This window comes from Pigmentiphaga sp. NML080357 (assembly GCF_002188465.1).
Lineage (GTDB): Bacteria > Pseudomonadota > Gammaproteobacteria > Burkholderiales > Burkholderiaceae_B > Pigmentiphaga.
On record NZ_NINW01000049.1, the window covers coordinates 199,276 to 224,249 of the forward strand.

26 protein-coding genes, 1 tRNA gene and 1 riboswitch are annotated in these 24,974 nt (G+C 67.5%); of the genes, 7 read left to right on the top strand and 20 right to left on the bottom strand.

What is annotated here, in order from left to right:
• Positions 1 to 7 precede the first annotated feature (7 nt).
• Entirely contained in the window at positions 8 to 982 is a 975-nt protein-coding gene (locus CDO44_RS23390; protein WP_158213412.1) for a tripartite tricarboxylate transporter substrate binding protein, read from the bottom strand.
• A gap of 283 nt (positions 983 to 1,265) precedes the next feature.
• Positions 1,266 to 2,012 carry a GntR family transcriptional regulator gene (locus CDO44_RS23395; protein WP_087782653.1) on the bottom strand — a complete coding sequence of 249 codons (747 nt, stop codon included), beginning with the start codon at positions 2,010 to 2,012 and terminating at the stop codon, positions 1,266 to 1,268.
• A gap of 208 nt (positions 2,013 to 2,220) precedes the next feature.
• On the opposite strand from CDO44_RS23395, the gene CDO44_RS23400 reads away from it, so the two are divergent.
• The 3 genes from CDO44_RS23400 (at position 2,221) to CDO44_RS23410 (ending at position 5,826) form a co-directional block, all read left to right on the top strand.
• Positions 2,221 to 3,267: an aromatic ring-hydroxylating dioxygenase subunit alpha gene (locus CDO44_RS23400; RefSeq protein WP_087782654.1), complete on the top strand. Its 1,047-nt coding sequence runs from the start codon at positions 2,221 to 2,223 to the stop codon at positions 3,265 to 3,267.
• Entirely contained in the window at positions 3,264 to 4,430 is a 1,167-nt protein-coding gene (locus CDO44_RS23405) for an ABC transporter substrate-binding protein (protein WP_087782655.1), read from the top strand. Before CDO44_RS23400 ends, CDO44_RS23405 begins: the two co-directional genes overlap by 4 nt.
• 163 nt (positions 4,431 to 4,593) lie before the next feature.
• Complete coding sequence (locus CDO44_RS23410) at positions 4,594 to 5,826, top strand: CaiB/BaiF CoA-transferase family protein (protein WP_087782656.1); 1,233 nt, start codon at positions 4,594 to 4,596, stop codon at positions 5,824 to 5,826.
• Between the two features lie 105 nt (positions 5,827 to 5,931).
• On the opposite strand, the gene CDO44_RS23415 is transcribed toward CDO44_RS23410, so the two are convergent.
• Positions 5,932 to 6,840 (bottom strand): cytochrome c5 family protein, encoded by a 909-nt coding sequence (locus tag CDO44_RS23415; RefSeq protein ID WP_087782657.1) that lies wholly within the window; start codon positions 6,838 to 6,840, stop codon positions 5,932 to 5,934.
• Positions 6,841 to 7,126: 286 nt separating this feature from the next.
• Between CDO44_RS23415 and CDO44_RS23420 the strand changes: the two genes are divergently transcribed.
• Positions 7,127 to 7,202 (top strand) — tRNA-Arg (locus CDO44_RS23420).
• Positions 7,203 to 7,279: 77 nt separating this feature from the next.
• Here the strand turns inward: CDO44_RS23420 and CDO44_RS23425 are convergent.
• From CDO44_RS23425 to CDO44_RS23440, 4 genes are all read right to left on the bottom strand, one after another.
• Positions 7,280 to 8,248 carry a helical backbone metal receptor gene (locus CDO44_RS23425; RefSeq protein WP_087782658.1) on the bottom strand — a complete coding sequence of 323 codons (969 nt, stop codon included), beginning with the start codon at positions 8,246 to 8,248 and terminating at the stop codon, positions 7,280 to 7,282.
• Positions 8,249 to 8,258: 10 nt separating this feature from the next.
• The gene (locus tag CDO44_RS23430) at positions 8,259 to 10,118 is read right to left on the bottom strand and encodes a TonB-dependent receptor domain-containing protein (protein WP_087782659.1); all 1,860 of its coding nucleotides are present in this window, start codon (positions 10,116 to 10,118) and stop codon (positions 8,259 to 8,261) included.
• 146 nt (positions 10,119 to 10,264) lie between these two features.
• A riboswitch (cobalamin riboswitch) is annotated at positions 10,265 to 10,509 on the bottom strand.
• A 66-nt stretch (positions 10,510 to 10,575) separates the two neighbouring features.
• The gene (gene rnk / locus CDO44_RS23435; protein WP_087782660.1) at positions 10,576 to 10,995 is read right to left on the bottom strand and encodes a nucleoside diphosphate kinase regulator; all 420 of its coding nucleotides are present in this window, start codon (positions 10,993 to 10,995) and stop codon (positions 10,576 to 10,578) included.
• Between the two features lie 274 nt (positions 10,996 to 11,269).
• A complete protein-coding gene (locus tag CDO44_RS23440) occupies positions 11,270 to 12,109 on the bottom strand; it encodes an alpha/beta hydrolase (RefSeq protein WP_233146322.1) in 840 nt (279 codons plus the stop codon).
• Between the two features lie 147 nt (positions 12,110 to 12,256).
• Here CDO44_RS23440 and CDO44_RS23445 point away from each other — a divergent pair, with 147 nt between their 5' ends.
• Both CDO44_RS23445 and CDO44_RS23450 read left to right on the top strand, forming a co-directional pair.
• Complete coding sequence (locus CDO44_RS23445; RefSeq protein ID WP_087782661.1) at positions 12,257 to 12,808, top strand: hypothetical protein; 552 nt, start codon at positions 12,257 to 12,259, stop codon at positions 12,806 to 12,808.
• Between the two features lie 16 nt (positions 12,809 to 12,824).
• Positions 12,825 to 13,082 (top strand): YkgJ family cysteine cluster protein, encoded by a 258-nt coding sequence (locus CDO44_RS23450; RefSeq protein ID WP_087782662.1) that lies wholly within the window; start codon positions 12,825 to 12,827, stop codon positions 13,080 to 13,082.
• A gap of 64 nt (positions 13,083 to 13,146) precedes the next feature.
• On the opposite strand, the gene CDO44_RS23455 is transcribed toward CDO44_RS23450, so the two are convergent.
• The 8 genes from CDO44_RS23455 to CDO44_RS23490 all read right to left on the bottom strand — a co-directional run bounded on the left by CDO44_RS23455 (position 13,147) and on the right by CDO44_RS23490 (position 19,525).
• Positions 13,147 to 13,797 (bottom strand): flavin reductase family protein, encoded by a 651-nt coding sequence (locus CDO44_RS23455; protein WP_087782663.1) that lies wholly within the window; start codon positions 13,795 to 13,797, stop codon positions 13,147 to 13,149.
• Positions 13,798 to 13,832: 35 nt separating this feature from the next.
• Positions 13,833 to 14,543: an ABC transporter ATP-binding protein gene (locus CDO44_RS23460; RefSeq protein ID WP_087783087.1), complete on the bottom strand. Its 711-nt coding sequence runs from the start codon at positions 14,541 to 14,543 to the stop codon at positions 13,833 to 13,835.
• An 11-nt stretch (positions 14,544 to 14,554) separates the two neighbouring features.
• The gene (locus CDO44_RS23465) at positions 14,555 to 15,313 is read right to left on the bottom strand and encodes an ABC transporter ATP-binding protein (protein ID WP_087782664.1); all 759 of its coding nucleotides are present in this window, start codon (positions 15,311 to 15,313) and stop codon (positions 14,555 to 14,557) included.
• Positions 15,306 to 16,256, bottom strand: a complete 951-nt coding sequence (locus CDO44_RS23470) for a branched-chain amino acid ABC transporter permease (RefSeq protein WP_087782665.1) — start codon at positions 16,254 to 16,256, stop codon at positions 15,306 to 15,308. Before CDO44_RS23470 ends, CDO44_RS23465 begins: the two co-directional genes overlap by 8 nt.
• Positions 16,257 to 16,259: 3 nt before the next feature.
• Complete coding sequence (locus tag CDO44_RS23475; RefSeq protein WP_087782666.1) at positions 16,260 to 17,174, bottom strand: branched-chain amino acid ABC transporter permease; 915 nt, start codon at positions 17,172 to 17,174, stop codon at positions 16,260 to 16,262.
• Complete coding sequence (locus CDO44_RS23480; RefSeq protein WP_198951428.1) at positions 17,171 to 17,758, bottom strand: NADPH-dependent FMN reductase; 588 nt, start codon at positions 17,756 to 17,758, stop codon at positions 17,171 to 17,173. The genes CDO44_RS23475 and CDO44_RS23480 overlap by 4 nt, the downstream gene beginning before the upstream one ends.
• A 12-nt stretch (positions 17,759 to 17,770) precedes the next feature.
• Positions 17,771 to 18,943, bottom strand: a complete 1,173-nt coding sequence (locus CDO44_RS23485) for an ABC transporter substrate-binding protein (RefSeq protein WP_087782667.1) — start codon at positions 18,941 to 18,943, stop codon at positions 17,771 to 17,773.
• Between the two features lie 66 nt (positions 18,944 to 19,009).
• Entirely contained in the window at positions 19,010 to 19,525 is a 516-nt protein-coding gene (locus CDO44_RS23490) for a DUF4863 family protein (RefSeq protein WP_087782668.1), read from the bottom strand.
• Positions 19,526 to 19,674: 149 nt separating this feature from the next.
• Here CDO44_RS23490 and CDO44_RS23495 point away from each other — a divergent pair, with 149 nt between their 5' ends.
• Positions 19,675 to 20,637: a LysR substrate-binding domain-containing protein gene (locus CDO44_RS23495; RefSeq protein WP_087782669.1), complete on the top strand. Its 963-nt coding sequence runs from the start codon at positions 19,675 to 19,677 to the stop codon at positions 20,635 to 20,637.
• A gap of 22 nt (positions 20,638 to 20,659) precedes the next feature.
• On the opposite strand, the gene CDO44_RS23500 is transcribed toward CDO44_RS23495, so the two are convergent.
• The 5 genes from CDO44_RS23500 to CDO44_RS23520 form a co-directional block, all read right to left on the bottom strand.
• The gene (locus tag CDO44_RS23500) at positions 20,660 to 21,157 is read right to left on the bottom strand and encodes a 2,4'-dihydroxyacetophenone dioxygenase family protein (RefSeq protein WP_087782670.1); all 498 of its coding nucleotides are present in this window, start codon (positions 21,155 to 21,157) and stop codon (positions 20,660 to 20,662) included.
• Entirely contained in the window at positions 21,138 to 21,899 is a 762-nt protein-coding gene (locus tag CDO44_RS23505) for an SDR family NAD(P)-dependent oxidoreductase (protein ID WP_087782671.1), read from the bottom strand. The genes CDO44_RS23500 and CDO44_RS23505 overlap by 20 nt, the downstream gene beginning before the upstream one ends.
• 42 nt (positions 21,900 to 21,941) lie before the next feature.
• Positions 21,942 to 22,961, bottom strand: coding sequence for an acetamidase/formamidase family protein (locus tag CDO44_RS23510; protein WP_158213413.1), 1,020 nt, complete (start codon positions 22,959 to 22,961; stop codon positions 21,942 to 21,944).
• Positions 22,958 to 24,166, bottom strand: coding sequence for an amino acid ABC transporter substrate-binding protein (locus tag CDO44_RS23515; protein ID WP_087782673.1), 1,209 nt, complete (start codon positions 24,164 to 24,166; stop codon positions 22,958 to 22,960). The genes CDO44_RS23510 and CDO44_RS23515 overlap by 4 nt, the downstream gene beginning before the upstream one ends.
• A 62-nt stretch (positions 24,167 to 24,228) precedes the next feature.
• Positions 24,229 to 24,762: a 2,4'-dihydroxyacetophenone dioxygenase family protein gene (locus CDO44_RS23520; protein WP_087782674.1), complete on the bottom strand. Its 534-nt coding sequence runs from the start codon at positions 24,760 to 24,762 to the stop codon at positions 24,229 to 24,231.
• Between the last annotated feature and the right edge of the window lie 212 nt (positions 24,763 to 24,974).

The following is a 24,974-nucleotide window of genomic DNA, read 5'->3' on the forward strand; positions in this document are numbered from 1 at the left end:
AGGGCCGCTATTCGATGGTAATGCCCAGGCGCTTGATGCGCGTTTCCACTTCGGCCAGTTCGTCGCGCACCCGCGTGGCCAGTTCGGCCGGGGTGCTGCTTTGCGGCGCGATGCCGAGCGCGGCGAATTTCTCGACCAGCTCCGGGTCCTTCAGGACCTGCGCGATGCCGGCGTTGAGCTTCTGGACGATGGCGGGCGGCGTGCCCGCGGGCGCGACCAGGCCGACCCAGGTCTCGACGACCAGGTCCGGGCCGCCCGATTCCCGGACCGTAGGCACCTGGGGATAGTCGGCCAGCCGCTCCTTCGAAGCGGTGGCCAGCATCTTCATTTTTCCGGCCTTGACCAGCGGCAGGCCCGAGCCGATGGTGGCCACGCTGAAGCTGATGTCGCCGTTCGAGACCGCGGTGTAGATCTGCGCGCCTTCCTTGTAGTGCACCGGCATCATCCGGGTCTGGGTGGCCTGCGCCAGGATGGCGCCGCCGAAATGGGCCGGGCTGCCCACGTAGGGAGTGCCGTAGGTGATTTTCTTCGGATCCTTGCGCGCCGCCTCGATGAGGTCGCGCATGGACGCATAGGGCGCCGAGGCCGAAGTGTAGAACAGGAACGGCGCGCGGAAGAAGAGCGATACCGGCTCGAAATCCTTTTGCGGATCGTAGGGGACGGAGGACAGCAGCTTGGGGTTGGTCGTCATGTGGGCATCGCCCACCACCAGCAAGGTGTAGCCGTCCGGCGCGGCCTGCCTGGCGGCGCCCAGCGCCAGAAAACCATTGGCGCCCGGCTTGGCTTCGATGACGAGCGGCTTGCCCCAGAGCTTGCCCAGTTTTTCGGCCAGGATGCGGGTGGCGACATCCGGCGTCAGGCCGGCGGGATAAGGGGTCAGGAGGCGTATCGGCCGCGCCGGGAAGTCTTCACCGTGCGCGGGGGCGGCGCACACCAGGGCCAGCGCGGCGAGGGCGGCGCGCCACGAATGGTAGAGCTGCAAGGTCGTCTCCTTCTTGCGCCGCACGGGCGCGCGGCGGGTGCTTGTCCGGCCGTCTTTGCTAGTAGATCAGTAAACTATACTACTAGTTATTATGGAGCGATAGAGGGATAAACCGCATAGGCGCGCCCTGCGGCGTCCCGGACTCAAAGGCAGGAACCCGTGTCCGGCGTGATCGCCGGAAGGAAGGAGCGGCTACTGCGCCGTAATGTGGCGTTCCCTGATGATCGCGCCCCAGGTCGCCGATTCGCTGGCGATGAACGACGCGTGAGCGGTCTTGCGCCGCTCAGGCGCGCCGTGCCCGCAGCGCGGCTTCCAGTCCGCCGGGGAGCGCCACCGGTTCCGGCAGGTGCAGCATCAGGTTGAGGTATTTCCACGTCGAGCGCGAATGCTCGATCATCAGCGCCTGCGCGCGCGTGCCCTCGCGGTTCTCGATGGCCTCGACAATGTTGCGATGCTGCTCCTGGGCGCCGCACAGGATCTCGCGTACCCCGGCCTCGGCCGACGGAGGAACGTCGGTGAACGAGTTGTTGACCGAAAAGGGAATGGCCACCAGCCGCTGCAAAGCGCGCGTGACCATGGGGCTTTGCGCCGCGCTGCAGATCAGGTCGTGCAGCCGGTCGTTGAGCACCACGTAATCGTTCTGGCGAGCGGCCACGTCGGGCGCGGCCACGACCGCGTCCAGTTCCTTCACGCATTCGTGCATGGCCTTGAGTACGCGCGGCGGCGCGCCCTTCTCGGCCGCCATGCGCGCGGCCATGCCTTCCAGCGTGCCGCGGATGGAGATCGCATCGAAGACGTCGTCTTCCGTGAAGCTGGAAACCACATAGCCGCCCGAGGGCAGGGTGGAAATGAGCCCTTCTTCGCAGATGCGCTGCATGGCCGCGCGTGCCGGCGTGCGCGAAACGCCGAACGCATCGACCAGGGTTTGTTCGAGGACCCGGTCGCCTGGCTTGAGCTTGCCTTGGACGATCAAGCCGCGCAGTCCATAGACGGCCCTTTCGGTTTGCGACAGGTTGGGATCGGTTTCCATAGGAGAGGAGGGCGAGCGAGTCCGCAATTATGGTGCAGAACGTCTCTAGAACGGGGAATGAATACGTGAAGTATACGTTAATAGGGGTTTATGCGTAAAAAATAGGCAATAAATTGTGTTTTTAGTTTTTTGCGTATACGCTGAATAGAAATTCAAAAACAATGGCGTGCACACAGCGCAAACTCCCACACCCATCAAAGGAGGCGAGATGTTCGTCAAAAACGCCTGGTATGTCGCCGCTTGGGCGCACGAAATCGGGCCCGTGCCGTTCGCCCGCACCCTGTGTGGCGTTCCTGTCGTGCTGTTCCGGGATCGCGGCACGGGCAAGCCGGCGGCGCTTCTCGACCGCTGTTGCCATCGCGGCACACCGTTGCGATTCGGGCAAGTCGTGCCGGAAGGGCTGGAATGCGGCTATCACGGCATGGTGTTCGACACCGCCGGCGCCTGTATCCGCATTCCCGGACAGGCCTCGATTCCGCCCAAGGCCCGGGTCCAGGCATTCCCGGTGGTCGAGCGGGACGAGCTGATATGGATATGGATGGGAGAGCCGGACCGCGCGGACCCGGGCAAGATCGTTCCCTATCCGTTCCACAACGATCATGCCCGCTGGCCGCACAAGTGCCAGGTCTACCACGTCAAGGCCAACTACATGCTGCTGGTGGACAACCTCATGGACCTGACCCACCTGGCTTTCGTGCACAAGAACACCATAGGCGGCAATCCCAAGGCGCACGTGGAAGCCAAGATGACGGTGACGCCGACGGACGACGGCCTGCATTTCATCCGCTGGCTGATGGACTCCGCGCCGCCTCCCACCTATGCCAAGGCGGTGCCCCTGGCCGAACGCATCGATCGCTGGATGGAATTCCAGTACATCGCGCCCGGAGCGGTGCTGCAGTGGACCGGGGGCATCGACAGCGGCAAGGGCGCCGTCGAAAACCGGAACCAGCCCGGGTTTTCGCTGCGCATCTTCCATGGACTGACCCCGGAAACCGACACGACCTGTTTCTATTTCTGGTCGGCCGCCAACGGCTACAGGCAGGACGACCCCGGCGCGACCGATGCGCTCTTTCATGAAATCGACACCGCATTCCGCGAGGACAAGGCCATCGTCGAGGCCCAGCAGGCCATGCTGACCGCCCGCGGCGAGCAGGGCCTGATCGACATCGTTTCCGACGCCGCCCGGGTCCACATGCGCCGCGCGGTCAAGCGGATGATTGCCGCCGAGGCGGCCAGCGAAGCAACGGGAGCATGACCATGCGCGCTATGCGATCAATCGTTCTGGCGACCCTGCTGCTCGGCGGTACCGCCGCGGCGGCGCCGGTAAGAATCGGCTTCCTGTCGACGCTTTCGGGGCCGGGCGCGGCGCTGGGCGTCGACCAGTACGACGGCTTCATGCTGGCCGTGGACCAGGAAAACGGCAGGCTCGGCGGCGTCGAGGTCAAGATCCTGCGCGAGGATGACGAGATGAAGCCGGAGAAGGGCGTGCAGATTGCCCGCCAACTGCTCGATCGGGACCGGGTCTCCATCGTCACCGGCATCGTGTTCTCCAACGTCATGATGGCGGTCCATCGCCCGATCACCTCCGCGAAGGTATTCCTGGTCGGATCCAATGCCGGGCCCACGCCCATTACGGGAAAGGGCTGTTCCCCCTATTTTTTCTCCACGTCATGGAATAACGACCAGCTGCACGAGGCGGCGGGCGAACTGGCCAACCGCATGGGCGTCAAGCGGGTCTATCTGCTGGCGCCGAACTACCAGGCGGGCAAGGACGCGATGGAAGGGTTCAAGCGCAATTACAAGGGCGAGATCGTGGGGGAACGCTTCAGCGCCGTGAACCAGCCGGACTACTCCGTGGAAATTGCCACCGTGGCCGCCGCCAGGCCGGACGCGATCTATACCTTCTATCCCGGCGGAATGGGCGTGAACTTTACCAAGCAGTACCAGCAGGCGGGGCTGATGACGAAGATCCCGATGGTCTCGGTATCAACCATCGATGGCTCTACGCTGCCGGCCCTGGGCGAGGTGGCGCTGGGCGCGGTAACGAGTTCTCCCTACGCCCCCGACCTCGACAATGCGGCCAACAGGGAATTCGTCCAGGCTTTCCGCAAGAAGTACGGCCGCGAGCCGTCGCTGTACGCGGCGCAATCCTACGATGCCGCGCGCCTCATCGCGTCGGCGTTGCGGCGCACGGGAGGCAACGTCGACGACAAGGCGGCGTTCCGCGCGGCGTTGAAGGCTGCCGACTTCCAATCCGTGCGCGGGTATTTCGCGTTCAACACCAACCAATTTCCCATCTCGCCGTTCTATCGGGTGGACGTGATCAAGGGGCGCGACGGACAGGCGGCGCTTGCCAGCAAGGGCGTCATTTTCGAACGCAGCCGCGACTCCTACGCCGGGGAGTGCCGGATGGACTGAAGGCGGAAAGCGGGGGAGGGCCGCCGACGTATCGCCGATGCGGGCACCGCGCCGCCCGCATCGGCATTTGTTCCCGGCGGTCGCTGCGAGGGCTGGGGTAAGCTTACGAACTGCATTGCGGTCGCCGGTCTCCGGCATTCCCCCACCAAAACAGAGCAGAACAATGACCGAACGTTCTTCCCCCCTGGCCGGCATTCGCGTCCTCGACCTGACGCGCGTGCTCGCCGGTCCGTGGTGTACCCAGAACCTGGCCGACCTGGGCGCCGAGGTGATCAAGATCGAGCGGCCGGGCAGCGGCGACGACACGCGCGGCTGGGGGCCGCCGTTTCTGAAGGACACCGAGGGCCGGGATACCGCCGAGGCCGCCTACTACCTGAGCGTCAACCGCAACAAGCGTTCGGTCGCCCTCGACATCGCCACGCCGGAAGGAGCGCGGCTGGTGCGCGAGCTCGCGGCGAAGTGCGACATACTGATCGAGAATTTCAAGGTGGGCGGGCTGGCGAAGTACGGGCTGGACTACGCCTCGCTCAAGGCGGTGAATCCCCGCCTGATCTATTGCTCCGTCACCGGCTTCGGCCAGACCGGCCCCTATGCCCGGCGTCCCGGCTACGATTTTATGATCCAGGGACTGGGCGGCTTCATGAGCATCACCGGCGAGCGCGACGGCCTGCCCGGCGCCGGTCCGCAAAAGGCCGGCGTGGCGGTGGCCGACATCCTCACCGGCATGTATGCCACGGTCGGCATCCTGGCAGCCCTGCAGGAGCGCCATCGCAGCGGCCTCGGCCAGCACCTGGACGTCGCGCTGCTGGACAGCGTGGTCGCCATGCTGGGCAACCAGGCCCTCAACTACCTCACCTCGGGCGTCGCGCCCCGGCGCGCCGGCAACGCCCACCAGAATATCGTGCCCTATCAGGTGTTCGCCGCATCCGATGGCCATCTCATCGTCGCCGTTGGCAACGACGGGCAGTTCCGCGCCTACTGCGGCGTGCTGGAGGCGCCCCACCTGGCCGAGCATCCGGACTACAGCATCAACAGCAACCGCGTCATCAACCGCGACAAGCTGGTGCCCATCCTGGCCGGGATCATGGAGAAAAAACCGCGCGACTACTGGCTCGAGCGGCTCGAGGCCGTCGGCGTGCCCTGCGGTCCCATCAATACCATCGACCAGACCTTCGACGACCCCCAGGTCCAGGCTCGCGGCCTGCGCCTGGACCTGCCGCACCCCCTTGCCGGCACCGCGCCTTCCGTCGCCAGCCCCCTGCGGCTTTCCGACACGCCCGTACGCTACCGCAATGCGCCGCCACTGCTGGGCCAGGACACCGAAGCGGTGCTGCGGGAATACTTGGGCATGAGCGAAGAAGAAGCGCGGCGGATCGCGTCGCCCGCCACACGCTGAGGGGAGCGCGGGCTCCTCGATCCGGAGAAATCCCGCGCGGCCACAAAAAACAGCCCGGCTGCCTGCGGACAGCCGGGCTTATTCTTCACGCTTGGAGGCGGCCGATTACTTGGCGGCGTCAACCATGTATTGGACGGCGGCCCGGATTTCCGCTTCGCTCGCATTCGCCGCGCCGCCCTTCGGCGGCATGGCGCCCTTGCCCTGCATGGCCACGGAGACCATCGCATCCATGCCGGTGGCGATGTACTTCGCCCAGGCCGCCTTGTCGCCGAACTTCGGCGCTCCGGCAACGCCCGTGCCGTGGCAGGCGAAACAGGTGGAATCGTAGAGCTTCTTGCCGTCGGCCGTGGAAGCCGCCGCCGGTGCGGCCGCCTGCGGAGCGGGGGCAGCGGCCTGAGGAGCCGGTGCGGGGGCGGCGGCTTGCGGCGCGGGAGCGGCCGGGGCAGCAGGTGCCGCCGCTTCGGCCGGAGCCTGGCCTTCCGCGGCCGGCGCGGCGGGAGCGGGCTCGGCCGGTTCCTTGAAATTGCCGCCGCTGTGGTTGGCCATGTAGACCACGGCGCGCGCCACCTCGAAATCGTCCAGGTCGGGGTTGCCGCCCTTGGCCGGCATGGCGCCCTTGCCGTGGATGGCCACCTGCAGCATGGCGTCGAAGCCGGTGGCGATGAACTTGGCCCACGAGGCGTTGTCGCCGAACTTGGGCGCGCCCGCCACGCCGGCGGCATGACAGGTGGAGCATACGGCCTTGTAGACCGCTTCGCCGGTCTGGAACACGCGCGGGGCGTTGGCGTCGCGCAGCTCGAAGCCGCCCACGGGCTTGATGCGGGCCTCGATGGCTTCCGGCGTCTGCGCGTCGGAGCCGGCGTTGGACTTGGTGCCGCTGGCGACGAAATTCACGAGCAGCAGGATGACGATGATGGGGACGAGGAAAGCCAGTATGACCACCGTGATCAGTTGGCGGGGCGTCCTGATCGGCGATGTATGTTCTTCCGAGTGGTTATGCTGCGCGTTGCTCATTGCCAAGTCCTGCAAGTCTATGGGCCGGGCACGCCCGACACGTGACGGTTTATGGGATTTGATGACTGCTTGCTTTGATACTTGTACTGCGCTGGATGCGCGGCCGCCTGTCTCCTCCCGGTCGGCTGCTTTCCCGCACATAAACGCCTGATTATAACGGCAGCCCTGTATCTGGGTTCAATGTTCGGTTTCGAAGCGGTGCGCGATCGTGCAAGAAGGGCTCCGCGCGGGCGTTGCGGGAAGAGAAAAGACGAAATCGTCCGGGCAAGGTACAATAGGCGGCTACGCGCCCGTAGCTCAATGGATAGAGTACTGCTCTCCGAAGGCAGGGGTTGCTGGTTCGATCCCAGCCGGGCGCGCCATTCCTTCTTCTCCGCCCCCTTTTTTTCTTCCGTCGCAGGCCCGTGCCGTCCCGGCATGGCGTTGCTGCCGCGCGCCATCAGGGGAGCGTCCGCCCGGGTGCCCGGGGCTGCCCGGAGCCGCCGTGCGGCGGGTGCCGCCTGGCCTCGTCGATGCGTTCGCACAAGCGCGCGGTGGCCTCGATCATGCGCGGGCCGGGCCGGTGCATGGTATCGGGATCCACCGTCCAGAGGCGGTCCGGCGCGGCCGCCAGCGCCGGGCCGAAAGCGCGCCATTCTTCCAGGGCCGCCTCGGCCTCCCTGCCCGACTGGCCGATCACGATGACTTCCGGATTCGCTCGCAGCACGCCTTCGGCGCCGACCATCGGCGCGGTGGCGGCCATGTTCCCGAACACGTTGACCGCCCCGCACAGGCGCAGGGCATCGCCGATGATGCCGCGGTCGCTCACGGTGTACATGGGCTGGATGCCCACCTGGTAGAACACGCGCACGGGACGCCGGCCCGCATACCGGGCGGCCAGGTCCTCCAGCCGGCGGCGCAGGGGCGCGGCGGCGGCGCGGGCCTGCGCCGACGTGCCCAGCAGTTCGCCCAGGCGCTCGATGCTGTCCGGAATGTCCGCCAGCCGCGTGGGACTGCTGTAATAGACGGCGACGCCGAGCTGGCCCAGCAGGCCGGCGCGCAGGCCGCCGGCCGCGGTGGGGCCGCCGTAGGCCCACGCCACGACCAGGTCCGGCCGCAGCGCCAGGAGGCGCTCGGGATCGGGCCGCATGCCGTCGCCGATCCTGGGCAGGTCCCGCACCGGCGGAGGAAAGTCGCTGTCGCGGTCCACGCCGACCAGGGCCTGCCCGCCGCCGGCGGCGAACACGAGCTCCGTCGCATGCGGAGCCAGCGCGATCACGCGCCGTGCCGGTGCAGGCAGGACGATCTCCCGGCCGGCGTCGTCGCGCACCGGCGCGCCATGGGCGGCGGCGCACGCGGCCAGCGGCAGGGCCAGCGCGAACCGTGCCGGCAAACCGCGGGGGGACGTGACGAAACGGCGCCGCGTCATGGCCGCGATCTCAAGGCCGGTAGCTCAGGGTGACGAACACGTTGGAGCCGGGCGTGGCGTAGCCGCGCACCAGTTCGTAATCCTTGCCGGTCACGTTGTTCCATCGCACCTGCACTTGCGTCTTCCGGTTGATGTCGTACGAGGCCACCAGGTTGATCACGCTATAGCCGCCCAGGCGGGTGGTTTCGTTGGCGAACGTGGCACTGTTGTAGGAAGTGTCCATCCGGTAGCCGCTGGCCAGCCATTCCGCGCCGATGCGCCAGGGACCGAACGGGTGGTCGGCCGAGAACTTGAACGCCGCCCGGGGCCGCCGCGCCAGCATCTGGCCGGTATTGTCGTCCTTGGGATCCATCCAGTCGAAGCTGCCCCGCACGACGGTCGCCCCCAGTCGCTGCGAGGCGCTCAGCGTCACGCCCTTGATGGTGGCGTCCTTGTTGGCGACCTGGGTGTAGCCCTGGTATTGGACCAGGTTCTCGATCTTGTTGCGATACGCGACGATGCCCGCCTCGGTGCCGCCGTGGCGGTAGCGCAGGCCGGCCTCGACGCTGCGCGAGGTCTCGGGACGCAGGTCGGGATTGCCGTACACCGGATAGTACAGGTCGTTGAAGGTAGGCAGCCGGAAGCCGGTGTTGGCCGCGGCCGTGACCTGCCATCCCGGCGCCAGGTCGTAGCCGTAGGACAGGCCGCCCGTGGTGCGGCTGCCGTAGCGGGCGACGTGGTCGTACCGCAGGTTCGCCTGCACGTGGTGCGCGCCCAGGTCGGCGCGATAGACGCCCACGGCCGAATTGGTGATGCGGTTGGTCTGGTCGAACAGGGTCGTGCCGTCCACGTCTTCGACCCGGCGCTCGGCCGCCAGCGATAGGGACTGCGACGGCGAGAGCGCGATGTCGTTCTGCCAGGCGAACAGCGTCTGGCGGGTGCGGAAGGCGCCGCGGCCCAGTTCGCCGGGCGCGTAGATGCTGAGGTTGTCGTCCACGGTGCGCGCCACGCTCAGCCGGCTGGACCAGGTGTCGCTGATGCGGTTGCGGCTGACGAGGGCGTAGCTTTCGATGCGCTGGATGTTGCGGTCGTCGAAGGCCGGGCTTCCGTCGTACTGGCCGTTCAGCCGCGAGCGGTAGAACGAAGCTTCCAGTTCCTGTCCTTCCCGCCAGGCATAGCCGAGCCGGCCCGCCACATGCTCGAGCTTGTAGCCGTCGCGGTCGGGGTTGTAGACGCCGCCGGGGTTGTTCGGCTTGGCGGCGCTGTAGCCGTCGCTGCGGGCATGGCCCGCCGACAGCGAATAGGTCCATCCGCCCTGGCTGCCGGACAGGCCGGCGTCGGCCTTGCGGGTGTTCCAGGAGCCCAGGCCGACCGAGCCGCGCACTTGCAGCGGCACGTCGGCGGCGGGGCGGCGCGTGATGATGTTGACGACCCCGCCGATCGCATCGGCACCGTACAGGCCGCTGGCCGGGCCGCGAAGGATCTCGATGCGCTCCACGTCGGCCAGCGAGACCGCGCCCAGCCCCATGATGCCCGAGGTCGATCCGCCCACGCGCTGTCCGTCGATCAGGAACACGGTGTGGCCGCTGTTGGCGCCGCGCAGGAATACGCTGGTGGTCGTCTGGGGGCCGCCATTGGTGGAGATGTCCACGCCGTGCTCGCGCTGCAGCAGCTCGGCGATGCTGCTCTGCCCGGCGCGCTGGATGGTGTCGGCATCGATCACGGTGACGTCGCCCAGCGCGCGCGACAGCGGCTGTTCCGTGCGAGAGGCCGTGACCGTGACAGGATCGAGGGTAGCGGGCGCGGAGGGAGATTGGGCCTGGGCGTTGGCGGCGCAAAGCAGCGCGCCGGCGGCGCCGGCCAGGCGCCTGGAGGTGAGACTGGATGACATGAATGCCTGCTGTGTCGTTGACGCGCATCCCCGCACGTCGGCTTGCGATTCGGGAAGCGTCGCGCGCGGGCACGCGCCATGCGCATGCCATCCAGGCAGATGTACTCGGCTCGCCGCCCACCCGCGGCGCTTCCCCCTTGGTGGTCCCTCGGGACCGTTGAGCCGGCCGGTATCCGGGCTGGCATTCGCGGCCGCATCCCCTTCCCATGCGCGGCCGCGCCGGAGGATGCGGCGGGGCAGGGCACAGTGGGCTCGATGCGGCGTGTCGCGCGCGGCAAGGCCACGCGGACGGAATGCTTACCGTTGCGGGGGCAGCACAGGTTAGATCCCCGGTGCGGGGGTCCTCCTGTTTCCCGTTTAACTGCTAAGCACCGACTCGGCGGCTACTCTAGCACGGCGCGGGAGCCGGGGCCGCCAGATGCGGGAGGGAGTGTTGTTCGGCTGCCGCGGGGAGGAGTCAGACGGTGTAGTCGCCGTTGGCTTCGGGCTGGTAGTCGATGCGCACGACGCGCAACTGCCGCCGTTCGCCGTCGGGCGGCGTCCAGCTGATGGTCCCCGGGACCTGCGCGCCCAGCAGGGCGGCGCCCAGCGGCGAGAAGACCGACACCATGCCTTTGCCGGCATCGGCCTCCCTGGGATAGCAAAGCGTGATCAGCCGGGTGCCGGTGTCGTCCTCGACTTCCACGCGCGTGTGCATGGTGACGACGTCGGCCGGCATCTCGCGCGGGTCGACCTGGTCGGCCTGGTCGAGCGCATCGGCCACGATGGCCTGGGTGGTGCCGGGCGCGGGTTCGCGCTCCATCTGGCTCAGCAGGTTGGCGAGGCGAACGTAATCGAGTTCGCTGACGGTAATGTAGTGAGGGCTGCCGGATTGCATGCCTGTCTCCTGAAAACGGTGGTGCCGCACGGCGGCGCTGGATGCATTCGTTCAGAAAGCCCGGCGATCGATGACGACAAAAGCGGTAGAGGGGGTGGGGATCGCCGGGCTCAGGAGTGAAAGGCCGGGATGGTCGGGAACAGAATCGATGCGCGCGACGGCACGCGACGCGCGAACAGGCGCGTCGAGCGGGATCGATGCGAGGAGGCGGGTGCCTGCGAGGCACGCCGGATGGATTCCATAGGCCAAGGATAGCCCATTCCAGCCAGCCGGTTCAAACAGGCTCCAGGGTGGCGAGCCAGGTCTCCAGGTCGGCGTAGACGGGCGCCGCCAGCGCGGGGGCCTCGTTGAGGACTTCGTGATAGGCCTGGTGATACCAGCGCAGCGCCAGTTTGCCGGGAGCGGCCGAGTCCGCGAAACTGCGGCTGCCCGCCGGCGGGACGATGGCGTCGGCGCCCGCCACCATCAGCAGCGTGCGCGGCCTGAGCTCGGAGGCCTCGGCGATGGATTGCGCGCCGGCCTCGGTAATGAAGCGCATCAGGCGGGCGCTGATGCGGTCGTGCACCAGCGGGTCGTTGGCATAGGCGTCGATGACGGCCTGGTCATGCGACAGCTTGGAGATCTTCAATCCCGTGCCGACCCGCAGGTCGGGCGCGAGGCCGCCCAGCATGTCGAGCAGCCAGCGCTGCCCGGCCGACAGCTCCATGTTGAAGGTGGGCGACGACAGCACCAGTCCCGCCAGCGGCACGTTGCCGCGCAGCGCCACGCGCGCCGCCACCAGGCCGCCCAGGCTATGGCCGACCAAGAGCGGCGGGGTGCCCGTTTCGCGCGCGTATTCCGACAGCCGGTGCTCGGCGTCCACCACCAGGTCGTCGCTGGTGCGCAGGGAGCCGCGCTTGCCGCTGGAACGTCCATGGCCCCGGTGATCGTGCGCCGCCAGCGACCAGCCGCGGGCGGCCAGCCAGCGTACCAGCCCCTCGTAGCGTCCGGCATGTTCGCCCAGACCGTGCAGCAGGTAGGCAGGCCGGTAGCCTTCCGGGCGCGGCGGCACGTCCCAGCGGTACGCCGCGAGTTGCGTGCCGTCGGGAGCGGTCGTCATGGAAATCAGCGACAATTCGTTGTCCTGTGTGATTCGTGTTGGATTCAAAGGCGGATTGTCGCTCAGCCGCTTACGCCGGGCCGACTGGTCTGGTGTAACAGCTTGTACCGTTTTGTCGCGGTTTTGCGGACGGCGGCGGCGCAGACTGCCGGTGGAATGCTCATGCCCTCGCTGCTTCGCCTCTTTTTCGTTCTCGCCCTGGGCCTGCTGGCGGCCTGCTCGCCCAAATTCAACTGGCGCGAGATGCCCGCGGCCGATGGCGCGATACGCGTCACCTTCCCGGCCCGGCCCAAGCCCGACCGGCGCGACGTGGATATCGCCGGCCACACCTTGCCGCTGTCCTTCGACATCGCGCCGGTGGATACGTCCATCTTCGCGGTCGGCCACGTCGTGCTGCCCGAGTCCATCATGGCCGATCCGGCCGAACTGGCCAAGGTGGCCGACGCCTTCGAAGAAGTCCTGCGCGCCAACCTGCGCGGCACGCTGGCTCACCGGCGGGACGTCACCCTCAGGCAGGCCCCGGCCGACACGCGCAAGCTCGAACGCGCGGTGGAAGTGGAAGTGCACGGCACCGTGGCCAATGCGCCTTCGTGGCTGCTGGGCCGCGTCTACCTCCTGGGCAATCACCTGATCGAAGTCGTGGCGCTGGGTCGCGAAGACGAATTGCCGCGCGACGCGGCCGAGACTTTCGTGCAATCGGCAAGGGCCGATTGAGCCGATGGAACCGGAAATGGATTGCCGTCTCGGCTGCGGTGCCTGCTGCATCGCACCGTCCATCACCTCGCCGATACCGGGCATGCCCGGCGGCAAGCCGGCCGGCGTGCGATGCGTCCAGCTGGACGACGATGAACGCTGCAGGCTGTTCGGCCGGCCGGAGCGGCCAGCCGTCTGTCTCTCGCTGCTGCCCGGGCGGGAAATGTGCGGGGCGGACCGGGAGCACGCGATGCGTTGGCTGGGGTGGCTGGAAGAGCAGACCCGGCCTGTTTGAGGCGCAGGCCGCGGGCCCCGGCCGGAAGCGTATCCCGGCGCGCCGGGCGCGCGGTTCGCCGCCGCTACTCGCGCGGCTGTCCGGCGCAGGCCAGATACGTCGGCACCGGGATGCGGCGGCGTTCGCTGGTCAGGCAATAGTTCGGACCGCCCAGTCTGCCGACAGGCGCGAAGCGCCCGACGTCGACTCGCAGGGCCTGTTCGTCGAGCAGGTCATCCCGGAAATTCATCGCCAGGATCTCGCCGAAAACAATGGCCCGCTGCGTCGTGATGTCGAGTATCCGGAACAGCCGGCACTCCCACGAGATCGGCGCTTCCGCGATGCGCGGCACACGTATCGTGGCGCAGGGCGCAAGGGAAAGCCCCACCGCCTCGGGTTCCGAGACGTGGGCCGGAAAATCGCTGCCGCACAGCACCGCCTTGTCGACGATGGCCTCGTCCACCATGTTGACGACGAACTCCTCGTTGCGCCGGATGTTCCGCAGGGTGTCCTTGGCCTCGCCCGGCCGGTGGCTTTCCTGCCCGTAGGCGACCACGGCGATGGCGAAGAGGGGCGGATCCTCGCCCATGTAGTTGAACGCGCTGAACGGCGCGGCGTTGCACATGCCGTCCTCGTTCAGGCTGGTGACGAGGGCGATGGGCCGCGGTCCGACGCTGCCGGTGATCAGCCAGTAGCGCTGCATTTCGCTCAGCCCGGCCATGGATACGTGCTTCATTCGATTGCTCCGGTCATATGCGCCGCCTCGTTCCGTCACAGTCCCACATGGCGCTGCCAGATCGCCGGATTGGCGTCCAGCTCGCGGGAGCTGCCTTCCCAGGCTACGCGCCCTCGTTCAATGATGGTGTGGCGATCCGCGATCCCGATCAAGCGCTCCACGTACTTGTCGATGACCAGCAGCGTCTGGCCGGCCCGCCGCAGCGCCGTCAGGCAATCCCAGATTTCCTCGCGGATCAGCGGCGCCAGGCCTTCGGTCGCCTCGTCCAGGATCAGCAGGTGGGGATTGGTCATCAGGGCGCGGCCTATGGCCAGCATCTGCTGCTCGCCGCCCGACAACTGGTTGCCCATGTTTCCCTCGCGCTCGCGCAGGCGGGGGAAGAGCGCGTAGATCCGGTCCAGCGTCCAGGGCTCGGCCTGGCGGCTGCGATTGGCCGCGAACGCCGTGAGATTCTCCCGCACGCTCAGGTTGGGGAATATCTGCCGCCCCTCCGGGACGACCGCGATTCCCAGCCGGCCGATGCGGTGCGGCGGAAGGCGGTCGATGCGTTGGCCGAGAAAGCGGACCTCGCCGCTGTGCGTGGGAGTCAGCCCCAGCAGCGTCCGTATCGTGGTGGTCTTGCCCATGCCGTTGCGGCCCAGCAAGGTGCGCATCGTGCCCGCCGCGATATCGAGCGAGACGTCGAACAGGACCTGGCTGCTGCCATAGGCGGCCTGCAGGCCTTTCACTTCCAGTACCTGGTTCATCGGACCTCCGGTCATGCGGGCTCCTCGTCGCCCAGATAGGCCTTGCAGACCTCGGGGTCGCGGCGGATCGCGTCGGGGGATCCCGTGGCGATCACGCGGCCGTAGACCAGTACCGAAATGCGGTCGGCCAGGCGGAATACCGCATTCATGTCGTGCTCGACCAGCAGCATGGTGATTTCTCCCCGCAGACCCAGCAGCAGGTCCACCATGGCTTCGGACTCGTCGGAACCCATGCCTGCCATCGGTTCGTCCAGCAGCAGGAGGCTGGGGGCGGTGGCCAGCGCCAGCGCGACTTCCAGCCTGCGCTGTTCGCCATGGGACAGGCTGCGCGCAGGCGCGTCGGCCCGCGCGGCCAGTCCTACGCGTTCCAGCGCGTGCAGGGCCTGTCCGAACAGGTCTGCCTCGCCCCGTGCCCGCCGCCAGAATCCCCTGCTCCCGCCGGTGCGCGCCTGCACCGCCATCGCCACGTTGTCGAGCACGCTGAATGTCTTGAATACGCTCGTGATCTGGTAGGAACGCGCCAAGCCGAGATGCACGCGCCTGTGCATGGGAAGCAGGGTGATGTCGGCGCCGTCCATGGATATCCGGCCCCCGTCCGGCCGCAGCATCCCCGAGATCTGGTGGATGAGCGTCGTCTTGCCCGCGCCGTTCGGGCCGATCAGCGCATGCACTTCCCCCGTGGCGACTTCGAAACTGGCGCCGTCGGTGGCGGTCAGCCCGCCGAAGCGCTTGACCAGCCCGGAAACACGCAGCTTGCAGGAATCAGCCATGACGCCACCTCCCGGCAAGGCTGAGCGCGCCGTTGCGCGCATAGAGCACCGCGGCCAGCAGCAAGAGCCCCAGCGGAAGCTGCCAGTACAACGTGAGGCCGGACAGGTATTCCTCGAGCACCAGGAGCAGCGCGGCGCCCACCACGCCGCCATACAGGTAGCCCACCCCGCCCAGGATGACCATGATCATCAGGGATCCCGACTGGGTCCAGTACATCAGGCCCGGGCTCACCATGCCGGTCTGGTTCGCGATCAGCGCGCCGGCCAGCCCGGCCGCGGCGCCCGCGATGACGAAGGCCGTCAGCTTGATCCGGAACACCGGGTAGCCGATGGCTTCCATGCGCACCTCGTTCTCGCGTATGGCCTGCAGGGCGCGTCCGAAGCGGGCATTGACCAGCCGTTGCATCAGCCACATCGCCGCGGCCAGGATGGCCAGCACGACATAGTAGAACGTGATGTCGGACGCCCCGTCCAGGCCGAAAGGCAACGCCGAGCGTGCCGCAAGCGGCATGCCGTCGTCGCCGCCATAGACGTTCAGCGAGACGAACACGTAGTACAGCATCTGCGCGAAGGCCAGGGTGATCATGATGAAGTACACCCCGCGCGTGCGCAGGCTGATCATACCGATTACCCAGGCGGCCAGGCCCGCCGCCGCGGCGGCCGCCGGCCAACCGATCCAGGCCGCGTCCACGCCTGCGTCCATCAGGATGGCCACCGTGTAGGCGCCGATGCCCAGGAACGCCGCATGGCCGAAGCACACCATCCCGCCGAAACCCATGACGAGGTTCAGGCTGGTCGCCGCGAGCGCGAAAATCATGATGCGGGCGGCCAGGTCGATATAGAAGCCCTGCCCCAGCCAGTCCGCGGCCAGCGGGAACGCGGCCCCGAGTGCCAGGAGCGCGGCGCCGGCCGACCGGCGCAAGGTTTGGTCCAGTGGTGCCATGTCCTACCCTCGCGCCGGAAACAGGCCTTGCGGCTTCCAGAACAGCACGGCCGCCATCAGTACGTAGATCATGATCGAAGCCAGCGTCGGCCCCAGGCTCGACGCCACCGAGGGGGAGAAGACCGTGCCCAGCGCGCCCGGCACGAGCGTGCGGCCGACCGTGTCCACCATGCCGACCATCAGCGACCCCGCGAGCGCGCCGCGAATCGAACCTATGCCGCCGATCACGACGACCACGAAGGCCAGGATCAGGATGCTCTCGCCCATGCCAACCTGGACCGACAACAGCGGGCCGAGCAGCGCCCCCGCGACGGCGCACAGCATTGCGCCCAGGCCGAACACCAGCGTGAACAGGCGCTTGATGTCCACCCCCATGACGGTCGCCATTTCGCGGTTCGAGGCGCCCGCCCGCACCCACATGCCGGCCCGCGTACGCGCCACCACCAGGTACAGCAGCAGGGCCACCGCCAGGCCGACGCCGATGACCAGCAGGCGATACGACGGATACTGGATGCCCCAGCCTATGTCGACGGGACCGGAGAACAGTTCGGGCAGCGGCAGTCCGCGCGGCTGCGGACCCCAGATCATGCGGACCAGCTCGTTGCTGATCAGGATCAGCGCGAACGTGGCCAGCACTTGCGACAAGTGGTCGCGCTGGTAGAGCGTGCGCAGCACCGTGGTCTCCAGCAGCATGCCGATGACGGCCGTGGCCAGCATCGCGGTGGCCATGGCCGCCAGGAACGAACCCATGGGGCCCACCAGCGCGGCGGTCAGGTACGCGCCGAACATGTACAGCGAGCCATGGGCCAGGTTGATCATGTCCATGATGCCGAACACGAGGGTCAGGCCGGCTGCCAGCAGGAACAGCATCAGGCCGAACTGCACGCCGTTCAGCGCGGATTCGATGATCGCGCTCATGCGGCGTACCGCGCTGCCTGCACGGCCAGGTTGGCGCCCAGCTGCCGCGCCAGCTTGCGCGAGGTCTCGTTGAGCAGGTTGCCGCCGGCGTCGAAAGCTTGCTGCGCCTGCGCAAGCAGCACCTCGTCGGGCAATACGACCGCGCCCATCTTGCTGAAGATGCCGCGCGCGTGGGCCACCGCCCGGATGCCGCCGAACGGTCCCATCGAGGCCGCCAGCAGCCCGACCATCTTGCCGCGATAGGGCAGCAGGCCGTCCTCGCCATCCACCGGACGCGAACACCAATCCAGCGCGTTCTTCAGCAGCGCGCTCACCGATCCGTTGTATTCGGGCGTCGCCACGAGCAGGGCATCATGGTCGGCGATCAGTCCGCGCAATGCCAGCGCATTCCCCGGAACGCCGGACCGCATCTCGTCGTCGCCGTCGTAGATCGGCATCGGGTAGTCGCGCAGGTCGACCAGCGTGACGTCGGCTCCGGCGGCGCGGGCGCCCTCGGCCGCCACGGCCAGCAGGAGCTTGTTCAGCGACGCGCCGCGGGAACTGCCGGCGAAAGCCAATATCTTGGGAGCAGTCATGTTGAGCATTCTCGAAGTTCCTCAAAGGCCTTTCATCTTGCAGGCGCCGGCATAGCTGTCGGTATGCGCCGTCATGATCCTGCCCAGCGTCTTGTTGGTGACGCGGCCCGATTCGTCCTTCTGCACGACGCGCAGATAGAAGTCGTTGATCGGGAACTGGTTGGTGTTGAACTTGAAGCTGCCGCGCACGGACTCGAAGCGGGCCGCGGCGATGGCGGCATGCAGCGCGCGCTTGTCTTCGAGGCGGCCACCCACGTCCGCCACCGCGCGATCCAGCAGGCGCACCACGTCGTATCCCTGGAAGGCATACATCGACGGCAGCCGGCGATAGCGCTGCTGGAACCGCGCCACGAAATTGCGGTTGGCTGCGTTGTCCAGGTCCCATGCCCAGTGGGACGAGTTGCGCAGGCCGATCATCGCGTCGCCCAGCGCCTGGATGGTGTCCTCGTCGGCGGAATAGCCGGGCACGAAGTAGGGCACTTCGCCGGCCAGCCCCGAGGCCTGGAATTGCTTGATGAAATTGATCCCCATGCCGCCCGGCAGGAAGAAGAACAGGGCGTCGGGTTTCTGGGCGCGGATCTTGGCGATCTCGGATGCGAAGTCGAGCTCGCCCAGCTTGACGTAGATCTCGTCGGCCACCGTACCCTTGAACATGCGCTTGAAGCCTTCGAGGTTTTCTTTCCCGCCCGTGTAGTTGGGCGCCATGATGACGACGCGCCGGTAGCCCTGGTCGCTCATGTAGCGGCCCATTGCCTCGCTCTGGCCATCGTTCTGCCAGGCCAGCGCGAAGAAGTAGGGGTTGCACTGGGCGCCCGCCAGCGAGGCCGGGCCTGCCGCCGCGCTGACGTAGAACGTCTTGGCCGCGAAGGTGGGTGCGCCCACCGCCTGCATGACGTTCGAATAGACCACGCCGGTCATGAAATCGACCTTGTCGCGCTTGAGGAATTTGTCGGCCAGCTGCTTGCCCACCCCTGGATTGGCCTGGTCGTCGCCTTCCACCACCTCGACGGGCAGGCCGCCCAGCTTGTTGCCGGTCTCCTCCAGCGCGAGGCGGAACCCGTCGCGGATCTCGGTGCCCAGCGATGCCAGCGGGCCCGACAGCGTGCTGATGAAACCTATCTTTACCTTGTCCGCGGCGTGCGCGGATACTGCCAACAGCATTGCGACCGGCAATGCGAGCCACTTGACGTGCATGGTGATACCCCCTGGACATGAAACGTTGCGACAGGAACGACAGGGTGCTGCGGAACCGCTCCATGCTCAGGGCCGGCCGGGCGGGTCCTTGTATTCGATCTGGCCGCCGGGCAGGAAGAACAGCATGGTGACCGCGCCGCCCGTCACGGTCGGGAAGTGCGAGCTGTCGGGCGGGAAGACTTTCCATCCCGCGCCGCTGCCGCAGAAGCGGCCCGTCTCGTCCACCGGTCCGATCATGTTGATCTCGCCCAGCGGATGGCGGTGATAGTTGCCCAGCACATTGCGCAGGCAGCCGCTTTCCACGGTGAACCCGTGGGTCTCGGCCGATGCGTGGGCGATCCGGCCGCGGCGGTAGTCCGGCCCGTCGATCTCGGCGTAACAGGACCAGCCCTCCTGCATGCCGCGGCGCAGCAGGGTCAGCAGGCGGGCGTAGGACTCGGTGTGCGCGCCATAGCGCTCGTTGAGCGCGGCTTCGAGTTCCGGGCCGAGCGGACGGTTGCCTATGAAATCCAGCAATTCCCTGACCGCTTGCATCATCTCGGGCTTGCTGGGGCCGGTGGGCAATTCAGACTGCTTGTTCATCGACGCTACCTTGTGTTGGACCGCACTCGTGTTTCGAGCGCATCCTAGGGGCAATCCCCCTCCGGCACTAGGAGCGCGGTCCGTATAATCGTTCGTAAAAAAAGTATGAAAGCGCGGCCCGGCATCGCGCGTATCCTGGGAAGCTCGCCATGGACCTGATCTCCTCGCTCCTCGCTTTCCTGCGCGTCGCGGAAACCGGCTCGTTCTCGGTGGTGGCCAGCGAACGGGGCGTCACCCAGCCGGCCATTTCCCGGCAGGTCCGCGCGCTCGAGGAGCATGTCGGCATGCGCCTGGTCCAGCGCAGCACCACCGGCGTCGTGTTGACCGAGGAGGGCCGCAACCTGCTCCCCGCGGCGCGCAGCCTGGTGGAGGCCGCCGAGAGTCTCAGCCTGGCGGCCAATCCCGACCAGGCGCGACCCATGGGCAAGGTTCGATTGAGCCTGCCGGCGCCGCTGGCGCTGCATATGTGCTCCCATGTCCGGTCGCTGCTCGACAGCCACCTCCACCTGAGCCTCGACATGGTGGTGCGCGACAGCACCAGCAACCTGATCGAGGAAGGCCTGGACCTGGAAGTGCGCATCGGGCCCATCGACGACAGTTCATTGATATCGCGGCGGGTGGGAATGACCTCTGCATTCCTGGTTGCCGCGCCGTCCTATATGGCCGGCAAGGCACAGCCGCGTTCGCCGCAGGACCTGGTCAACTACGACTGCGTGGTCTACAGCCGCTGGGGCAGGGACGACACCTGGTGGTTCGAGGCGCCCGAGGGGCAGGTATCGGTCAACGTGCCGTGCCGGCTCCGCGCGAACAATGCCTCGGCCGTCCACCACGCCGTGCTGGCGGGCAATGGCATCGCCATTCTTTCGCATTTGATGGTGGCGGACGACCTGCGCACCGGGCGGCTCACGACCGTGCTGCCCGAGTTTCCGCCCGCGCGCCTGCCGCTCTACATCGTCTATCCGTCGCGCCGCAACCTGCCGTTGCGCACGCGTGTCGTCATCGAGTTCATCGCCGACCTGCTCAAGGCCGATCCGGCCATGCGCGACAAGGCGGCATGGCCGCTCGCGCCGGCGGACTCGCATCTCGAGCGTCCGGCCCATCATCGGGCATGAGGCACCGCCCGCGCCGCCGCGCCTAGCGCATCAAGGCGCGCACCCGCGCCTCGCCCAGCCCCACGCGTTCGAAATGCGCTGCGCAGCGGGCCACGTATTGGTGGACGTCGAAGTAGCCGTCGGGGTTGCCGTCGTCGTCGAGCCATACCAGCGGTCCCTGCACGACGAACAGCACGCGCAGGGGGGCGTCGCCCGCATGCGCGACCAGCGTGTGCCGCATGCCGGCCGGCTCGCAGACGAAGTCGCCGGGCGCCGCCGTCCAGTCGCGCTCGGCATAGCCCCAGCGTCCGCTCAGGGTATAGGCGAAGGCGGGACGGGCATGCATGTGGGGGCGCGCCGAACCCGGCCGCCGGGCCGTCAGCACGTCGCACCACATGTTGCGGTCCGGCGCGATCCAGATCGGGCGAAACGAGAAGACCTCGTCCAGCGCCACCAGGTAGCGCGGGTCTTCCAGCTCGGTTCGCGCCAGGAACAGGAACGTTCCCGGCAGCCCGGGAGGATCAGACGTGCATGCCGCCATCGGCCATGAAAACGCTGCCGGTGGAGAAGCTGCCTTGCGGCGAAGCGAGGAACAGCACCGTTTGCGCGATTTCCTCCACGCGCGCGTGGCGGCCCAGCGGGATGGCTTCGTCCAGCATGCGCGTGGCGTCCCGGCCCAGCACTTCGCCCAGGCGGCGTTCGATGTCGGCCTGGAAGGCATTGGCGATGGGGCCGGGCGCGACCACGTTGACGCGTATCCCGCGGCCGGCCGCTTCCTTGGCGGCCACCCGCATCAAGCCGACCAGTGCGTGCTTGGATGCGGCATAGGCGCACACGCCGGGGTCGGCGGTCACCCCCATGACGCTGGAAACGATGACGATGCTGCCGCCGTCGGCCATGCGCGGCAGCGCGTGCTTGCACGCGAGGAAGGTGCCCTTGACGTTGACTGCCATGACGGCGTCGAAGACGTCATCGGGATAGTCCGCGATCGGTTTGATGGCGCCATTGATGCCGGCGTTGCAGACCAGCACGTCGAGCCGGCCCCAGCGCCGCAGCGCCTCCTCGACATAGCCGCGGGTCTGCGCGGCGTCGGTCACGTCGGCGGCAAAGACGGCAACGCGGTCGCCATGGACCGCGGCCTGCAGGCGCGCGGTCTCCAGCGCCTCGGCGTGCCGGTCCACCAGCAGGACGCGCGCGCCTTGATCCAGCATGGCCAGCGCGCTGTGCAGCCCGAGGCTGCCGGCGCCGCCGGTAACGATGCAGACTTGGTCCTTCATGTTCATGGATCGTTTCCTGGAAGGGAAGAATGGCTGGAGAGCGCCTGGTCAGGGTAGCGGGCCCCAGCGTGGAGCCGCGGCGCGCGGGCAACCCGCCAGCAGGCGCTTGGGAATGCGGCCGTGGACCCCCTTGACCCCGTCGACCAGCTGCGTGATTTCGAAATCCACCGCCATGCTTGCCAGGGCGTAGGCGTCTTCGGCCTCCAGTTCCCCGAAATGCTCCAGTACCGCGACGGATTGCGAAACGGCCAGTTCGGCGGCGGTGTTCAGGTCGGCGTCCAGGCCCATGGCGATGTAGTGGTCGGCGGTTTCCGCCATCGGCCAGCGCACGGCGCGCGCCTTGTGCAGCTGGAAGCGGAACACGCCGGTCATCGACGTCTCGAGGCCGGTGAGGTTGGCCTCGCCATGGCCTTGCGCGGCGTGGCCGTCGCCAACGAAGAAGTCCGCGCCCTCCACCTGTACCGGCAAGTACAGGATCGCCCCCGGCCGCAGGTCTTTCAGGTCGATGTTGCCGCCGAAGGGGCCGGGCGGGACGGACGATACCTTGCGGGTCGGGGCCACGCCCATGGTGCCCATGAACGGCGCGAGGGGGATCCCGATGCGGTCGCTGAAGCGCGCCGTCCCGCGCGCGAGGTCGTGCCGCATCACCTTGAGCCAGGGCGCCTTGGGCAGGCCGGGCAGGCTGCCCGCGCCGGGCCGCGTGAAATTGACGCCGTAGGCCGGAAGGCGTGGCGAGATGCCCAGGATCTCCACCCCGAGCACGTCGCCGGGCAGGGCGCCTTCGACGCGCACCGGCCCCGTCAGGATGTGCGGACCCACGTCCTTGGGTACGGTACGCATGATCTCGAGCATCTCGGCGACGGCGCCTTCCACCGGAATGCCGTGACCGTCGAAGAACGCCCGCGCTTCATCGGGGGGCAGCGGCACGCCCACCGGATTGACGGTGTCGATGCGTACCGTTTCCCCCGGGCGTATGCGCAGCGCCGGGCGCACGCCCGGCCCGAGGAAACCCCACACCACCGTATCGGGCGTGCAGGGCAGGACGTGGTCGGGCGTGGCGGCGATCATTTCCAGGCCGGCTTGGGGAAGACGGCGGGCTTGACGCCGATCGCGTTCTTGGGCGCAATGGGTTGGAACACGCCGTTCTGCCATTGCCCCACGCTCGAGGCTTCGGCCCACAGGCGGTTGGTCAGCTTGACCGGCCCGAGCACCGTGTCGAAGCTGCCGGTGCGGATCTGCTCGGACACCGCCTTGCGATCGACCGATCCGGCGCGCGTGATTGCCTGCTCCAGGATCTGCAAGGTCGCATAGGTCACCGCGCTGCCGTTGTAGTCCGCCTCCTGCTTGAACATGGCGCGGTGCCGCTCGCGGTAGTCGCGGGTGGCGGGCAGTTCGGCGCTCACGCCGCCCAGGCCCATGACGCCATCGGCATTGGCGCCGAAGCGGTCCTTGAACATCGGGAATACCGTGCCGATGGCGGTGTAGAACACCTTGGGATTGAAACCCACCACCTTGGCCTGGTCGTTCAGCGCCATGGTGTCGGGCGGATAGCTGAAGGCCAGGAAGGCTTCCGGTTCGCGGCGCCGGACTTCGTTCAGGATGGTCTGGAGCTCCTGCGACCCGAGCGGATAGCTCTGGTCGTAGACGATGTCGAACTTCGCCTTCTTCAGTCCCTCGCGCGCCGCCTTCGACAGCTCCAGCCCGAACTGGTCGGCGACGTTGACGATGGCCACCTTGCCCTTGATCTTGCCTTCCTCGCGCAGCCGCGTGAGCACGTCCACCACGCCGTTGGCGTAGTCGGTGGAGGTCAGCGTGAAGAAGAAGAGGTTGGACCAGCGTTCGCGCAGTTGCGGAATGCGGTCCGAGATCATGGTGGTGGCCAGGTGCGGATAGTCGTGCTTGTGCAGGATGGGCGCCACCGCGAGGTTCATCGCCGTGCCCCATGGCGGCAGGATGAAGTCCACCTTGTCCTGGTTGATGAGCCGTTCGACCGCGCGCACCGCCTCCTCGGAATTGCTGCGGTCGTCGTATTCGAAGAACCTGACCGGCACGCGCTTGCCGCCGATCTCGATGCCGCCCGCCTTCTGCACGTCCGCGGCCCACATCTGATAGTTGGGCAGCACCGTCGTGCTGGCGCCGCCCGCATAGGGGCCCGTCTTGGAAATGGCATAGCCGATGCGGATCTCGGACGGGGCCTTGGACTGGGCGAGCGCCGGCCCGGAGAGCCCGAGGGCCGCCGCCGTGAGCAAGGTCGCGAATTGCCTGCGTTGCATGGTGTTGTCTCCCTATCGTCGTTATGTCGCGTGCAGGCCGCGTGCGCGCGGCGCCCGCGGTTTCAGCGGAACAAGGTATCCACGTAGGCCGCGCCGATGCCGACTTTCTCGTAGTGCGCGCGGCACATGGCGATGTAGTCGTGCACGTCGAAATGCCCGGTGGACTGCCCCTTTTCGTCCAGCCAGATCAGCGGACCCTTGACGATGAAGAACACCTTCATCGGCTGTTCGTGCTCGAAGGCCACGAGGGTGTGGCCCTCGCCAGGGGTTTCGTAGACGAAGTCGCCGGCGGTGGCGATCCAGTCGTGTTCCAGGTAGCCCCATTTGCCCGAGATCGTGTAGGCAAAGACCTCGTGCGGGTGGTAGTGGCGGTTGACCAGCCCCGCCGCGTCGGCGCGCAGGATGTCGCACCAGCGGTTCTCCGAGGGCGAGATCCACAGCGGGCGCGAGGCCACCGTGTCGGTGAAGGGTACGTACCACTTCCTGTCGTCCGTGGGGGCGTTGCCGATGTGCACCTCGGGTTTGGCATCGGGCTTGAACACGTCGGCGATGGGCGGGATGTCGCGCCAGAATTCGTTGCCGGAAGTCTTGAGCATGGGAGAGCCTCCTGATCTTCGATGAATCGTGCCAATGTAGCGAGCGCGCGATGACGCCGCTTGCCTTGGCGGGACGGGAGATTTGACTGAGCGCGACATCTCTCCCTAGGGTCAACCCGGGCCGGGCGCCCGCCGGCGCGCGTGCTAGCATCCACAGCGAGGCGGCGAGCTCGCCGCCGGTTGGCATTCACCCCGTCCGGCAGGCTTGCCGG